The organism is Sterolibacterium denitrificans (genome assembly GCF_900174485.1).
Taxonomy (GTDB): Bacteria; Pseudomonadota; Gammaproteobacteria; order Burkholderiales; family Rhodocyclaceae; genus Sterolibacterium; species Sterolibacterium denitrificans.
Window position 1 is genome coordinate 2403966 of sequence record NZ_LT837803.1, and the last position, 14232, is coordinate 2418197.

Annotated in this window: 11 protein-coding genes; 3 read left to right on the forward strand and 8 right to left on the reverse strand. The window is 65.3% G+C overall.

Annotated elements, in window-relative coordinates; all coding sequences use genetic code 11:
- Positions 1 to 198: 198 nt before the first annotated feature.
- The 8 genes from SDENCHOL_RS10860 to SDENCHOL_RS10895 all read right to left on the reverse strand — a co-directional run bounded on the left by SDENCHOL_RS10860 (position 199) and on the right by SDENCHOL_RS10895 (position 11132).
- Complete coding sequence (locus tag SDENCHOL_RS10860; RefSeq protein ID WP_067169455.1) at positions 199 to 426, reverse strand: hypothetical protein; 228 nt, start codon at positions 424 to 426, stop codon at positions 199 to 201.
- The gene (locus tag SDENCHOL_RS10865; protein WP_154717221.1) at positions 410 to 3550 is read right to left on the reverse strand and encodes an efflux RND transporter permease subunit; all 3141 of its coding nucleotides are present in this window, start codon (positions 3548 to 3550) and stop codon (positions 410 to 412) included. The genes SDENCHOL_RS10860 and SDENCHOL_RS10865 overlap by 17 nt, the downstream gene beginning before the upstream one ends.
- Positions 3547 to 4749, reverse strand: coding sequence for an efflux RND transporter periplasmic adaptor subunit (locus tag SDENCHOL_RS10870; RefSeq protein ID WP_197706906.1), 1203 nt, complete (start codon positions 4747 to 4749; stop codon positions 3547 to 3549). Before SDENCHOL_RS10870 ends, SDENCHOL_RS10865 begins: the two co-directional genes overlap by 4 nt.
- Positions 4750 to 4841: 92 nt before the next feature.
- A complete protein-coding gene (locus SDENCHOL_RS10875; RefSeq protein ID WP_067169458.1) occupies positions 4842 to 6065 on the reverse strand; it encodes an NADH:flavin oxidoreductase in 1224 nt (407 codons plus the stop codon).
- Positions 6066 to 6182: 117 nt separating this feature from the next.
- Complete coding sequence (locus SDENCHOL_RS10880; protein ID WP_153011267.1) at positions 6183 to 6818, reverse strand: c-type cytochrome; 636 nt, start codon at positions 6816 to 6818, stop codon at positions 6183 to 6185.
- Positions 6819 to 6907: 89 nt separating this feature from the next.
- A complete protein-coding gene (gene pntB, locus SDENCHOL_RS10885) occupies positions 6908 to 8323 on the reverse strand; it encodes a Re/Si-specific NAD(P)(+) transhydrogenase subunit beta (RefSeq protein ID WP_067169465.1) in 1416 nt (471 codons plus the stop codon).
- A gap of 16 nt (positions 8324 to 8339) precedes the next feature.
- Positions 8340 to 9926, reverse strand: a complete 1587-nt coding sequence (locus tag SDENCHOL_RS10890) for a Re/Si-specific NAD(P)(+) transhydrogenase subunit alpha (protein ID WP_083522815.1) — start codon at positions 9924 to 9926, stop codon at positions 8340 to 8342.
- A gap of 177 nt (positions 9927 to 10103) precedes the next feature.
- Positions 10104 to 11132, reverse strand: coding sequence for a hypothetical protein (locus SDENCHOL_RS10895; protein WP_067169471.1), 1029 nt, complete (start codon positions 11130 to 11132; stop codon positions 10104 to 10106).
- A 203-nt stretch (positions 11133 to 11335) separates the two neighbouring features.
- On the opposite strand from SDENCHOL_RS10895, the gene rsxA reads away from it, so the two are divergent.
- The 3 genes from rsxA to rsxC are packed head-to-tail and all read left to right on the forward strand — an operon-like array spanning position 11336 to position 14231.
- Positions 11336 to 11920: an electron transport complex subunit RsxA gene (gene rsxA, locus SDENCHOL_RS10900; protein WP_067169473.1), complete on the forward strand. Its 585-nt coding sequence runs from the start codon at positions 11336 to 11338 to the stop codon at positions 11918 to 11920.
- Positions 11920 to 12507 (forward strand): electron transport complex subunit RsxB, encoded by a 588-nt coding sequence (gene rsxB / locus SDENCHOL_RS10905; RefSeq protein ID WP_067169476.1) that lies wholly within the window; start codon positions 11920 to 11922, stop codon positions 12505 to 12507. The genes rsxA and rsxB overlap by 1 nt, the downstream gene beginning before the upstream one ends.
- Positions 12507 to 14231 (forward strand): electron transport complex subunit RsxC, encoded by a 1725-nt coding sequence (gene rsxC / locus SDENCHOL_RS10910; protein WP_067169478.1) that lies wholly within the window; start codon positions 12507 to 12509, stop codon positions 14229 to 14231. Before rsxB ends, rsxC begins: the two co-directional genes overlap by 1 nt.
- Position 14232: the final 1 nt, after the last annotated feature.

Here is a 14232-nt window from a genome sequence, read left to right on the forward strand (position 1 = left end):
CGCGAGTATCGATGATGCGCATCCCATGGGCGGGCAGCGGACACGGTGCCTGCGGTTGGAAGATAAGATGATCCCAGCCGGCATGCCAAGACCTACAGGAAGCCCCTCGCATGCCTGCATTGAATCGCCGGGCGCGGCCACCGAGTCCTTATCCGGAAACCCACGAATCCGATAATCCGATAGCCCGGGAATCCAGGACTACCCGCGCCGACGCAATCCCAGCCGTTGCAGCAGTTCCGGGGCAGCGGCGTACGCGGCGCCGAGCAGCAGCGCCAGGATGGCGATGTCGATCAGACCGTCGGGACTGAGGAGGCTTTCGATGCCGCCACCGCCCGTATAGCCGCAGGCCTGCGCCAGCGGGCTGCTGACCAGGCCGGCAAGCAACAGACCCAGCCGGGCAATGCTTGCCTCAGTTTTGATAGCCATGCTCGCGCTCCTTGCTTGATTCGACCATCGGCGTATCGGCCTTGCCCGCCATTTCAGGCGAGGCGGCCGGCTTGTGCGGCAGGAATTTACGCGCCCAGTCGATGAATTCCTCGACATAGGAATAGGCCACGGGAATCACCAGCAGGCTGAGGAAGGTCGAGCTGATCAGGCCGCCGATGACGACGATGGCCATGGGCGAGCGGAAGCTCGGGTCGGTGCCGATCCCCAGGGCGATGGGCAGCATGCCCGCACCCATGGCGATGGTGGTCATGACGATGGGCCGCGCCCGCTTGCGGCAGGCATCGAGCAGCGCCGCGCGGCGCTCCATGCCGTGATCGCGGCGCGCCATGATGGCGTAATCGACCAGCAGGATGGAGTTCTTGGTGGCAATGCCCATCAGCATGATCATGCCGATCATCGACGGCATGGAGATGGCCTTGTTGGTGACGAACAGCGCGATGAAGGCACCCGGTATCGACAGGATCAGCGCGATGAGGATGGTCACCGGCTGAATGAAGTCGCGGAACAGCAGCACCAGCACGACGTAGATGCAGAGGATGCCGGCGGTCATGGCGATGGTGAAGCCTTCGTACAGCTCGGCCATCGACTCGGCTTCGCCCACTGTCGTGCGCATCACGCCGTTGGGCAGGTTCTTCACGCTGGGCAGGGCGAGCACCGCCTTCTCGGCGTTGCCCAGCGGCAGGCCGTTGAGTTCCACTTCGAAGTTGATGTTGCGCAGACGATCGTAGCGATCGATTTCCGCCGGGCCGCCGCCGATGCTGACATCGGCGACGCTCCGCAGCATCACGGGCCCCTGGCGGCCGGGCAGACGCAGACGCTCGATGTAATCGAGGTCGGCGCGCATATCCGCCGGCAGCTTGACGACGATGGGCACCTGGCGCTGGGAGAGGTTCAGCTTGGCCAGCCCCTGCTCGTAGTCCCCCGCCGTGGCGATGCGCAGGGTATCGGCGATGTCGGCCGCCGTCACGCCCAGATCGGCCATGCGCGCGAAATCCGGCTTGATGACGAGTTCCGGACGCACCAGGCTGGCGCTCGAAAAAATGTTGCCCACGCCCGGAATACCGCGCAGCTCGCTTTCCACCTGGCGTGCCGTCTTGCCCAGCAGATCGCCATCCTCGCTGGCCAGCACCAGGGTGTACTTTTCCGTCGATGAGCCCAGGCCGATCTTGATCTGCGCACCGGGAATCTGCGTCAGGGCCTGACGCAGATCGGCCTCGATGGACTGCTTGGAAACACCGCCGCGTTCCTCGCGCGGCGTGAGGTTGAGGGTCAAGGTCGCCTTGCGCACTTCAGCCGGCCCGCCCGGGATGAAGGCATCGCTGCCCGACTTGCCGCCACCGATGGCGGTATACACCATCTTCGTGTGCGGATTCCGCTCGATGATGCGACGCGCCTGCTCGGCAACGGCAAACGTCTGCTCGTAGCTGCTGCCCGGCGGCAAGGACAGATGCACCTGGGTCTGCGAGTAGTCGTCCGGCGGGATGAACCCCGAAGGCAGCAGCGGCACCAGGGCGAAAGAGCCGTAGAAGAATGCCAGCGTCACTGCCAGGGTGATCACCCGATGGCGCAGGCAGGCTTCCACCCAGGTCTGATAGATCTTTAGCCAGCGCGGCTCGGGATGCACCTTGGTGAGCGGCTTCATCATGTGGGCGGCCATCATCGGCGTCAGCATGCGGGCGACGACCAGCGACATGAAGACGGCGATTGCCGCCGTCCAGCCGAATTGCACGAAAAACTTGCCCGGCAGCCCGCCCATGAAGGCCGTCGGCAGAAACACGGCGACGAGGGTGAACGTGGTGGCGATCACCGCCAGGCCGATTTCGTCCGCCGCTTCCATGGCCGCCTGCCAGGGCGTCTTGCCTTGCGCCAGATGGCGCATGATGTTCTCGATTTCGACGATGGCATCATCGACGAGAACGCCGATCACCAGCGACATGGCCAGCATGCTGACGATGCTGATGGGAAAGTCGAACTGATGGATGATGGCGAAAGTCGGAATGATGGACAGCGGCAGCGCCGTGGCCGAAATGAAAGTCGCCCGCGCATCGCGCAGAAACAGGCCGACCACGATGACGGCGAGGATCGCCCCTTCGATCAGCAGCTTCATCGAGCCGTGGTAGTTATCCACCACCGGATCGACGAAGTTGAAAGCTTCGGTGATCTTGATTTGCGGATGCTCGGCTTTCAACTGTTCGAGCTTGGCTTCCACATGCCTGGCCACCGTCACCGCGCCGATGCCGCGGCTGCGGGTGATTTCGAAACCGACCACCGGCTGGCCATTGAGCAGCGCGCCGCTGCGCCGCTCGGCGACGGTGTCGCTGACCTGGGCCACTTGAGAAAGGCGCACGCGGCGGCCATCCATCAGCGGAATATCCAGCGCGGCGAGCTCTTCGGCGCTGGCCACCGTGGCCACCGTGCGCACCGTCTGCTCGATGCCGCCGACGTCGGCCTGGCCGCCGGAAGCCTCCTGCTGGACGCGGCGCAACTGGCGTGAAATCTCGGCCGCAGTGACGTTCAACGCCAGCATGCGCGTCGGATCGAGTTCCACGCGGACTTCGCGCGTCACGCCGCCAACGCGCGAAACCGCCCCCACGCCGCGCACGCTCAGCAAACTCTTGGCCACCACGTGATCGACGAACCAGGAGAGTTCCTCATCGTCCATGCCTGGCGCCGCGATGGTGTAAGTGAGGATGGGGCTACCCGCCAGATCGAGCTTCTCGATCACCGGATCCCTGAGGTCTCCCGGCAGATCGGCACGGATGCGCCCCACCGCCGCGCGCACGTCATCGACCGCCTCCTGCGGCGGCTTTTCCAGACGAAACTCGGCAGTGATGACGGCCGTATCGTCCTGCACGTGGGTATACAGATGCTTCAGCCCGCGCAGGCCGGCCAGCGCATCCTCGATCTTGCGCGCCACTTCGGTTTCCATCTGCGAAGCCGCGGCGCCGGGCAAAGTGGCCGTGACCAGCACCGTCGGCAGCTCGACATCGGGAAACTGCTGGATTTCCATGGCGCGGAAGGAAAAAATCCCCGCCAGGGTGAGCATGGCAAACAGCAGGATGGCCGGTATCGGGTTGCGGATCGACCAGGAAGAAACGTTCATGGCTGCGCATCCCTATCCGTATCCGGACCCGACGATTTCCGCGGCGCTGCCGTAGCGGCGGCAACGGCAACGACATCGCCATCGGCCAGAAAACCCGCGCCGCTGTCGACGACCCGGGCCTCGGCCGGCAGGCCTTCCAGAATCTCGACGCGATCCTTGAGACGCCGCCCGGTCTTGACGCGGGTCAGGCTGACCCGCGCCGGCTCGCCGCCGACCACGAACACGTGGGCATGGCCTTCGCGCAACAGCACGCTGGCAGCGGGCACGCTGAGCGCCGGCGCGCGTCCCAACTCGATCTGGCCGTGGGCATACATACCGGCACGCAGGCTCGCCGCCTGATTCGCCGGCAGATCGACATAGACGATGCCATTGCGGGTACGCGGATCCACGCTGGGCGCGATGCTGCGCACCTTGCCGCGCACGCTCTGGCCGGCGCCTTCCGGCCCTTCCACCTCGGCCGCCTGCCCGACCTGGACGCGATGCAGCAACTGGGCCGGCACTTCCGCCTGCCATTCGATACGGCCGCCGCGAATCAGGCGAAACAGCTCCTGCCCAGGCTGCGTCAGCGAGCCGACGGTGGCATTGCGCGCCGAAATCACGCCGTCGTCCGTAGCGCGGATCTGCGTGCGCGCCAACCGCCATTCGGCCGCTTCCAGACGCGCCCTGGCGCCCGAGACCCGCGCCAGGGAAGCCCGCTCGCCGGTGACGAACTGGGTGCTCGTCTGCGGGCTGTAGAAGCCTTGCTCGCGCAAGGTCTGGGCGCGCTGGGCATTGGCCTTGGCCTCGTCCGCATAGGCATCCAGCTCATGCACCATGGCTTGCGCGTCTTCGTAATCGGCGCGCACCGCCACGTCGTCCAGACTGGCCAGCAACTGGCCTTGCCTGACCCGATCCCCCACCTGGACATGCACCGCGGTAATGCGGAACTGGCCCAGCTCGGTGCCGATCACCGCCTCCTGCCAGGCGGTGACGTTGCCGTCGAGAGCCAGTTGCTGCGGCCAATCTTCCTGCTGCGGCACGGCAACGGTCACCGTCAGGGCGGGACGCGCGGCCGTCGTCGCGGCGGCCGGCGTCTGGGCGTCGGCAACCTCGCCGCTGCTGCAGGCCGCCAGCAGGCAGACTGCCGACAGGCCAACGAAACCGGCAATGATGCGCCGCCTCGCACACATCGCATGTGCGCCGAACAAAACAAAATTCATTTGGAACGCCCTCGATCAAAGAGGAAAAACAGAAAACAGGGCATACCGGCGCTATCGCCAATGACCGCGCCGACTCGATACTTCTTACCCCTCTAGCGCTCTCCCCCTTCGCGCACCACGCAGCGGATACCGCCGGGCGCTTCGATCAGCGTCGCGCAGAGGTTGCAGTGGTTGCAGCCATTGACGTAGGCCGCATCCGCCTGCGCGTGCTTGACGAAATCCGGGTCGAACAGCAGCGTCCGGCCGAGCTGGATGAAATCGAAGCCCTCGCCCATCACTTTGGCGATGCTCTCGTTGCTCGACACGCCGCCGATGTAGCAGACGCTGCCGCGCTTGACCTTGTCGCGGATGCGTCGCGCATTCTCGATCAGATAGGTTTCGCGGTAGGGGTAGTAGCGGAACAGGCGCGGCCCGACCGCGCGCAGACCGATCTGCATGAGCAGATTCTTCTCCTGCCGCAGCATGCCGGGCAGGATGCTGTCGCCATGGAACAGCAGCATCGGGTTCATCGAGCTGGTGCCGTCGCTGGGAATCACGCAATCGAGCCCGGCCTGATCGAACATCTCGGCGATCAGCGGCGACTCCTCGTAGCTGACGCCGCCGCGCACGCCGTCGGACATGCTGATCTTGCCGAGCAATGGAAACCCATCGCCCACGGCCTGGCGCACGGCCGCCAGCACTTCCAGCGGAAAACGCATGCGATTCACCAGGCTGCCGCCATACTCGTCGCCGCGCTTGTTGGTGATGGGCGAGATGAATTGCGACAGGCCGTAGCCGTGGCCGAAATGGATTTCGATGGCATCGAAACCGACGGACTTCATGAAGGCTGCCGCCCGGCCCATGGTCGCCACGCGCTCGCGGATCTGCGCCTTGCTCAGTGCCAGGGAGAAGAACATGCCCTGCGCCATACCCAAGCGATTCAAACCGAAAGACGGGCCGCGCGGCATCCAGGTGCTGAGCTGCTTGTTCTTCGAGAAGCCGCCGGCATGCGACAACTGGCCGGACACGCAGGCGCCGGTGGTCTTGATGGTCTGGATAAGCGCGGTGAGCGGCTCGCGCACGTAGTCATCCATGTAAATCATGTTTTCGTTCAAGCGGCCATCGTTCTCGGCCGCGCAATACGCCAGCGTCGTCATCGCCGTGCCGCCCTCGCCGATACGGCGATGCAGTTCGGTGTATTCCGCCGTCGGCAAGCCGCCCGGCGTCTTGCCTTCAAAAGTGCCGGCCTTGATGATGCGGTTGCGCAACGTCAGGCCGTTGAGGCGGGCGGTAGAGAAACACTTGTCGAGGGCGGCGCGATCGTTCGGGGTCGTCATGAGGCGGCTCCATTAAACTTAAGCGATAGAGAGCAAACCGGCGGATTTTATGCCGGTTCTGCCCGCTTGCGCGGCCTCATTCCCCAATACGGCCAAAATCCTCCGGCCGGCGCACGCTCACTGCAAGCTGCCGATGTAGATCGACAGGGCATTCACTTCCATCTCGGTCAGCTTCGCCGCGATCGAGTGCATGATGGCGTTGTCGTTGTTGCGCTGGCGTTCGTTGAAGTCCTTCAACTGCGTCTCGATGTAGGCCGGATGCTGGCCCGCCAGGCGCGGCAATTCGGCCGTGCCATGGCCATCGGCGCCGTGGCAACTGGTGCAGGCCGGCACGCCGGACCAGCGGTTGCCCTTGGTGAACAGGTAGCGGCCGACGGCTGCCAGCTCCTGGTCGCCGCGCTGGCGCGCCGCTGCCGGCTTGCTGCTGAAGAAGGCGGCGAGCGCCGTGATTTCCTCATCGCGCAGATCTCGCGCCATGTCGCTCATGGTGTCGCTCTTGCGCCGGCCATCGCGGAAATCGCGCAACTGCTTGGCCAGATATTCCGGATGCTGGGCAGCCAGGCGCGGATAGATCGCACTGGCGCTTTCGCCGTTGGCGCCGTGACAGAGCGCGCAGCGTCCGCCGACGATTTCCGCGACGCTGCGCAGGGGTGGTTCGGCCGCGGCTGTGGCTGTATCGGCCGCGATCGCCGCCGGCGCGGCCAGCCACAGCAAGGCGCTCGTCAGCAGCAGGCGGAGAAGATAAGGGTTCATGGCAATCCTCGACATTTTTGATGGGCTGGAGCGACGACGCCCGCGGCGGCAGGCAGCGGGCGTCGTCGGCAGAAGCGGGGCAAACGGGATCAGGACTTGAGCGCGACCAGCACCTCATCCAGCATCTTCTTCGCATCGCCAAACAACATGCGGTTGTTTTCCTTGTAGAAGAGCGGATTGTCCACCCCAGCATAGCCCGAGGCCATGCTGCGCTTCATGACGATGGAGGTTTTGGCATGCCAGACTTCCAGCACCGGCATACCGGCGATGGGGCTGGCCGGATCTTCCTGCGCCGCCGGATTCACGATGTCGTTGGCGCCGATCACCATCGCCACGTCGGTATCCGGGAAGTCCTCGTTGATTTCTTCCATTTCCAGCACGATGTCGTAGGGCACCTTGGCTTCGGCCAGCAGCACGTTCATGTGGCCCGGCATGCGGCCAGCCACCGGATGGATGCCGAAGCGCACCTTCACGCCCTGTTCGCGCAGGTGTTTGGTGATTTCGAACACCGTGTGCTGGGCCTGGGCCACCGCCATGCCGTAACCCGGCACGATGATGACGCTCTTGGCTTCGCGCAACAGTTCCGCGGTTTCCACGGCGGAAACCGGCACCACCTCACCGGCCGGCTCGGCCGCGCCGCCGCTGGCCGCCGCCGGCGCGCCACTGCCGCTGCCGAAACCGCCTGCAATCACGCTGATGAAGTTGCGGTTCATGGCGTTGCACATGATGTAGGAGAGGATCGCGCCGCTGGAACCGACCAGCGCGCCGACGACGATCAAGAGGTCGTTGGAGAGCATGAAACCGGTCGCCGCCGCCGCCCAGCCGGAGTAGCTGTTGAGCATCGACACCACCACCGGCATGTCGGCGCCGCCGATGGCCATCACCATGTGGATGCCGAACAGCAGCGCCAGCACGGTCATGATGATGAGCGGCGTCATGCCGGACTGGATGTCGGGGGCGTTGATGAATTCGCGACCGAACCAGATGACCACCAGCAGGATGCTCAGATTCAGCCAGTGGCGCGCCGGCAGCATCAGCGGCTTGCCGCCGATCTTGCCGGAAAGCTTGCCGAAGGCAATCAGCGAACCCGAGAAGGTCACCGCGCCGATCAGGATGCCGACATAGACTTCGACCTCGTGGATGGTCTTTTCGACGCCCGCGAGCACGGTCGAGGTATCGATGTAGCTGGCAAAGCCGACCAGCACGGCGGCCAGACCGACCAGGCTGTGCATCAGGGCGACGAGCTCGGGCATCTGGGTCATCTTGACGACGCGCGCGGCGTAGAAGCCGATCGCCGCGCCGGCCACCATGGCGCCGACGATCCAGGGAATGCCGGCTTCGGTGACGCGCGGGCCAAACACCGTGGCGAGCACGGCGATGGCCATGCCGATGATGCCGTAGAGATTGCCGCGGCGCGAAGTCTCGGGGTTCGACAGGCCGCCCAGACTGAGGATGAAGAGGATGATGGCTCCGATGTAGGAGACCGTTACTAGACTTGCAGGCATTGATCTGTCTCCCGGTTTATTTGCGGAACATCGCCAGCATGCGATGGGTCACGGCGAAGCCGCCGAACATGTTCACCGCCGTGAGCGTGATGCCGGCCATGGCCAGCCAGCGGATCACTTCATCCGGCCGCTCGCCGCCGAAATCGAGCAGCGGCGGCGCGATCTGGATCAGCGCGCCGATGGCGATGATGCTGGAAATCGCATTGGTCACGCTCATCAGCGGCGTGTGCAGGGCCGGCGTGACGTTCCACACCACCATGTAGCCGACGAAGCAGGCCAGCACGAACACCGTGAAGTGGCCGAGGAAGGCTTCCGGCGCGTTGGCGCCGATGAACCAGAACAGGGCCGCCGCGACGCCGAAGACGATGGCCAGCTTGCTGCCGGCCATCGGCGCGCTCGCCGCGCCATGGCCGCCGGATTTCTTCTCCGGCATCGTCACCGCCGGCTTGACCGCGGGCGCGGGCGGCAGCTTGGGCGGCGGCGCCGGCCAGGTGACCTCGCCGTCCTTGATCACCGTCAGACCACGGATGGCGTCATCCTCGAAATTGACATTGACCTGGCCATCCTTGGTCTTGCACAGCTCTTCCATCAGGCGGAACAGGTTGGAGGCGTACAGCGTCGAGGACTGCTTGGCCAGGCGCGAATTCAGGTCGGTATAGCCGACGATGGTCACGCCATGGCGCACCACCGCCTCGCCCGGCACGGTCAGCTCGCAGTTGCCGCCGCGCTCGGCGGCCATGTCGACGATCACGCTGCCCGGCTTCATCGACTGCACCATTTCGGCCGTGATCAGGCGCGGCGCCGGTTTGCCGGGAATCAGCGCGGTGGTGATGATGATGTCGACTTCCCGCGCCTGCTGCGCGTACATCGCGCGCTGCGCGGCCTGGAAACCCTCGGACATCACCTTGGCGTAGCCGCCGCCGCCCGAGCCTTCCTCCTCGTAATCGACCTTGACGAATTCGCCGCCCAGGGAAACCACCTGATCGGCCACCTCGGCGCGGGTATCGTTGGCGCGCACGATCGCGCCCAGCCCGGCCGCCGTGCCGATCGCCGACAGGCCGGCCACCCCGGCGCCGGCGATGAAGACCTTGGCCGGCGGCACCTTGCCGGCGGCCGTCACCTGGCCGTTGAAGAAGCGGCCGAAGGCATTCGCCGCCTCGATCACCGCACGATAGCCGGCGACGCCGGCCTGCGAGGTCAGGGCATCCATCTTCTGCGCCCGCGAAAGCTGGCGCGGCAGCGCGTCGATCGCCAGCACGGTGGCCTTCTTCGCTTTCAATTGCTCCATGAGTTCGGGATTCTGCGCCGGCCAGATATAGCCGATCAGCATGCCGCCCTCGCGCAACAGGCCGACTTCCTCGGCCGTCGGCACGCTCACCTTGAAGATGATGTCGCAGCCCGCCCACAGCGCGGCGGCACTGTCAATGATTTCGGCACCGGCCGCGCGATAGGCTGCGTCGTCACAGTTCGCCGCAGCCCCCGCGCCGCTTTCGACAGCGACGGCAAAGCCCAGCTTGATGAGTTTTTCGACCACTTCGGGCACGGTCGCGACGCGCTTCTCGCCCGGGAGTATCTCTCGTGGTACACCGATCTTGAGTGCCATCCCCATTCCCCTTGAATACGATTGCTATGGTTGCTACTACACGCTACCTACTACACATGTGGTTGCCGTGAATTGATTTAGGTCTAAACAAATTGCGCAAAGGGCGGATTCTAACGCTCCGGCACAACTTTTGGTGCACCGCACACTCGTGCGCCGGCGCATGCGGATACGGCAAGTTCAGCGGCTCAGCCAGTACCAGAGCGCAACGGCGGCGGCAAGCGCGACGGCGCCGGCCATGACCAGGAGCATCGGCGAGGGCTTCGACGCCGCCCCGGCGCCCGCCGCAGCGGCATCGGTCGCGCTGCCGGCAGCCGCCTGTGCCCAGCTCACCTTGCCGCCCAGGGCGTCGCACAGCACATAGCATTTGCCGCCATTGGCCTCACAGCCGCCCAGATAGGCCGGATACAGCCAGGCCGCGACCGCGCCGTGGCTGCGCACCGTCTCGGCATCGAAAAGAAAATCATCGATCCGCGCATAACGATCCAGCGGCGCCTTGGCCTGCGCTTCGATGGTGGCGGCGAGCCGGTTCTTGAAAGCGTCCAGCGCATCCGATGAATACACGCTGGCCGGGCGCAGGCAGCGCAGACGCATCCGCTCCTCGTCGGGCAACAGCAGCGGATTGTCGTCGTGCGTCACCTCCAGCGTCAGCCCCACGCCGCACTCGTGGTTGTCGAGAGACTCGATCAGCGCCGCGCTGACGCTGCCGCTTTCCGGGTGCTTGTTCCGGCTGGTCTGCTTTTCCTTGCCGCTGCCCCAGCAGCGCTCGCAGTCGCGCTGATTGACGCCCATGCCCTGCTTGCCGCTGCCATGGCATTCCGGACAGCCGATTTCCCAGGAGTTGATTTCGACCCCGCTGGCACTCCAGTTGGCGCTGATCTCGCCCTTGAGGAACCAGCGCGGCACGAAAACCGGACGCAGGCTCGCGACCAGACTGTCGACCTTGACGCCGCGCGGCAATTCCGCCGCCAGCGGCGCCAGCGCAGCGGCCACGGCGCTGCGCGCCGCATCGGGCGCGAGACGATGCGGCGTATACATCACCGTCATCATCGGCGCCGGAAAATCGCTGACGGCCGCTTCCGGCAGGGGACTCGGAGTGCGCTGCATTTCCTGCTCGATCTCCCGCAACGCACTCAGCGCAGCGGCATCGGGAACCGGCGCATCCGGAAAAGGCGGCGGTGAGACGAATTCGAATTCTTCTGGCTGCATCAGTTTCTGTAGGTACTGGCAATGAAAAGGAGCGGAACAGGAGCGTCAGGGATTCTATAGCGATTCTGCCCGCAGATGACCGTCTCCGCGCCGCCACCCTCTCTTGCGCTCCACCCGGCATGCGCCGGATAGTCCATACGGGTCAAAGGCTTGTCCGAAGACAGCGGGCGCGCGATAATTCGCCACCTGCCCGCTTATCCATCATGACCGGTTACCTATTCATCCTGCTTGGCGCCGTTCTCGTCAATAACGTCGTCCTCGTGCGCATCCTCGGCCTCTGCCCCTTTCTCGGGGTGTCGAAGAAGCTGGAGACCGCGCTGGGCATGGGTGCCGCCACCACCTTCGTGCTGACCGTCGGCTGCGGCGCCAGTTTCATCATCGATCGCTGGCTGCTGGCGCCCTACGATCTGCAGTATCTGCGCACGCTGTCCTTCATCATCACCATCGCCGCCATCGTCCAGCTCACCGAGCTGGTGATCCAGAAGACCAGCCCGCTGCTGCATCAGGTGCTGGGCATCTACCTGCCGCTGATCACCACCAACTGCGCCGTGCTGGGCGTGCCGCTGCTGAACATCGCCCTGAGCCACGACTTCCTCGAATCGCTGCTCTTCGGCTTCGGCAGCTCGCTGGGTTTCTCCATGGTACTGATCATGTTCGCCGGCATCCGCGAGCGCCTGGAGGCGGCGGACATCCCGCTGTATTTCCGCGGCAACCCGATTGCCCTGGTCACCACCGGCTTGATGAGCCTGGCCTTCATGGGCTTTGCCGGGCTCGACAAGTACCGCTGATGCTTTCCGCCATACTCGTCATGGCGCTGGGCGCCGTCGTCCTGGGAGGCGTGCTCGGCTATGCCTCGATCAAGTTCAAGGTCGAGGGCGATCCACTGGTCGACAAGATCGACGCCATCCTGCCGCAAACCCAGTGCGGCCAATGCGGCTACCCCGGCTGCAAGCCGTATGCCCAGGCCATCGCCTCGGGCGAAGCCGACATCAACCAGTGCCCGCCGGGCGGCGAGGAAGGCATACGCAAGCTGGCCGATCTGCTGGGACGCGAATTCAAGCCGCTGTCCGCCGAGCACGGCGAGGAAAAACCGAAGAGCGTGGCCTACATCGACGAAACCACCTGCATCGGCTGCACGCTGTGCCTGCAAGCCTGTCCGGTCGATGCCATCGTCGGCGCGGCCAAGCAGATGCATACCATCGTCGCCGAGCAATGCACCGGCTGCGAGCTGTGCATCCCGCCCTGCCCGGTCGATTGCATCAGCATGGTGCCGATTGCCGAGACGGTGGAGACCTGGAAATGGAAGTATCCGCTGGTCGAAATCCATCCGGCAGACACCCGCCCCGCCGGCACTGCCAGCCAGAAAGTCGCCTGATGCTGCAGAAGCTGTTCTCGTTCAACGGCGGCATCAAGCCGGCCTACCACAAGGAAGCCTCCACCGACCTGCCGATCGCGCCGGCGCCGCTGTCCGGGGAGCTGGTGATTCCATTGCACCAGAGTGTAGGCGGCGCGCCGCATCCGCTGGTGACGGCCGGCGACAAGGTGCTGAAGGGCCAGCGCATCGGCGCGGCCGACGGCAGCACCTCCTCGGCAATCCATGCCTCCACCTCCGGCACGGTGAAAGCCGTGGAAATGCGGCGCATGGCCCATCCTTCCGGACTGTCCATCCTCTGCGTGATCATCGAGCCGGATGGCGAGGAGCGCTGGATCGAACGCGCGCCCTTCGATTACCGCAACGCCACGCCCGAGGCCACCCGCGACTACCTGCGCGATGCCGGCGTGGTCGGCCTGGGCGGCGCGGTGTTTCCCAGCCATCTGAAGATCAATCCGGGCAAGAGCGGCCGGCTCGATACCCTGGTCATCAACGGCGCCGAGTGCGAGCCCTACATCACCTGCGACGACATGCAGATGCGCGAACGCGCCGCCGGCATCCTCCAGGGCGTGGCCGTCATGCGCAGCGTGCTGAACGCCGGCAAGGTGCTGATCGGCATCGAGGACAACAAGCCCGAGGCCATCGCCGCCATGCAGGCCGCGCTGCGGCAGCTCGGCACGGCGGCCGGAACCGGAACCGGAGCCGAAGACTTCCGCGACATCCGCATCGTTGCCGTGCCCACCCGCTATCCGGCCGGTGGTGCCAAGCAGTTGATCCGCGTCCTCACCGGCATCGAAGTGCCGCACGGCAAGCGCTCCACCGACTATGGCGTGCAATGCTTCAACACCGGCACGGCCCATGCCATCCATGAAGCCATCAACCTCGGCCAGCCGCTGGTTTCGCGCATCGTCACCGTCGCCGGCAACGTCGCCGCGCCGCGCAACTTCGATACGCCGCTGGGCACGCCGATGCGCGACCTGCTCGCCCTGTGCCAACCCGCCGCCGATACCGACCGCATCATCATGGGCGGGCCGATGATGGGCGTGGCCATGCCCGGCGACGAGGTACCGGTGATCAAGGCGACCAACTGCATCCTCGCCGGCTCGCCGGCGTTGTTCCCGCCGCCGGCGCCGGAGATGCCCTGCATCCGCTGCGGCGAGTGCGCCAAGGCCTGTCCGGCCGATCTGCAGCCTTTCGAAATGTACTGGTACTCGCATGCCAAGATCTTCGGCAAGGCGCAGGAATACCATCTGTTCGACTGCATCGAGTGCGGCTGCTGCGCCTACGTCTGCCCGTCGCGCATTCCGCTGGTGGATTATTTCCGCTTCGCCAAGAGCGAAATCTGGGCGCGCGAGCGCGAAAAGGCCGCCGCCGACGAAGCCCGCGAGCGCTATGAATTCCGCCTCGCCCGCGACGAACGCGAAAAGCAGGAAAAGGCCGCCAAACTGGCCGCCAAGGCCGCCGCCACGCGCGAGAAGCTGGCGCAGCAGCCGCCCGCCGAAGGCGCGGCCAGTCCAGCCGCCGGCGCCGGCACCGACGATGCGGCGAAGGAACTCATCGCCGCCGCCATGGCCCGCGCCCAGCAGCAAAGGGAACAGGTGCAGCCGCAGAACACCGAGTCCCTGAGCGAGGAACAGCGCGCGCAGATCGCCGAAATCGAAGCCCGCCGCTCGCAAGTGCGCGAAATGGCGAAGACCAGGCCCGCCCCGCCCGAGCAGAACACCTGAA

Coding starts and splice junctions, on each gene's coding strand:
- SDENCHOL_RS10870 (WP_197706906.1), bottom strand. CDS start 4,749: ATGAATTTTGTTTTGTTCGGCGCACATGCGATGTGTGCGAGGCGGCGC.
- SDENCHOL_RS10865 (WP_154717221.1), bottom strand. CDS start 3,550: ATGAACGTTTCTTCCTGGTCGATCCGCAACCCGATACCGGCCATCCTG.
- SDENCHOL_RS10860 (WP_067169455.1), bottom strand. CDS start 426: ATGGCTATCAAAACTGAGGCAAGCATTGCCCGGCTGGGTCTGTTGCTT.
- SDENCHOL_RS10875 (WP_067169458.1), bottom strand. CDS start 6,065: ATGACGACCCCGAACGATCGCGCCGCCCTCGACAAGTGTTTCTCTACC.
- rsxA (WP_067169473.1), top strand. CDS start 11,336: ATGACCGGTTACCTATTCATCCTGCTTGGCGCCGTTCTCGTCAATAAC.
- SDENCHOL_RS10895 (WP_067169471.1), bottom strand. CDS start 11,132: ATGCAGCCAGAAGAATTCGAATTCGTCTCACCGCCGCCTTTTCCGGAT.
- SDENCHOL_RS10890 (WP_083522815.1), bottom strand. CDS start 9,926: ATGGCACTCAAGATCGGTGTACCACGAGAGATACTCCCGGGCGAGAAG.
- rsxC (WP_067169478.1), top strand. CDS start 12,507: ATGCTGCAGAAGCTGTTCTCGTTCAACGGCGGCATCAAGCCGGCCTAC.
- SDENCHOL_RS10880 (WP_153011267.1), bottom strand. CDS start 6,818: ATGAACCCTTATCTTCTCCGCCTGCTGCTGACGAGCGCCTTGCTGTGG.
- pntB (WP_067169465.1), bottom strand. CDS start 8,323: ATGCCTGCAAGTCTAGTAACGGTCTCCTACATCGGAGCCATCATCCTC.
- rsxB (WP_067169476.1), top strand. CDS start 11,920: ATGCTTTCCGCCATACTCGTCATGGCGCTGGGCGCCGTCGTCCTGGGA.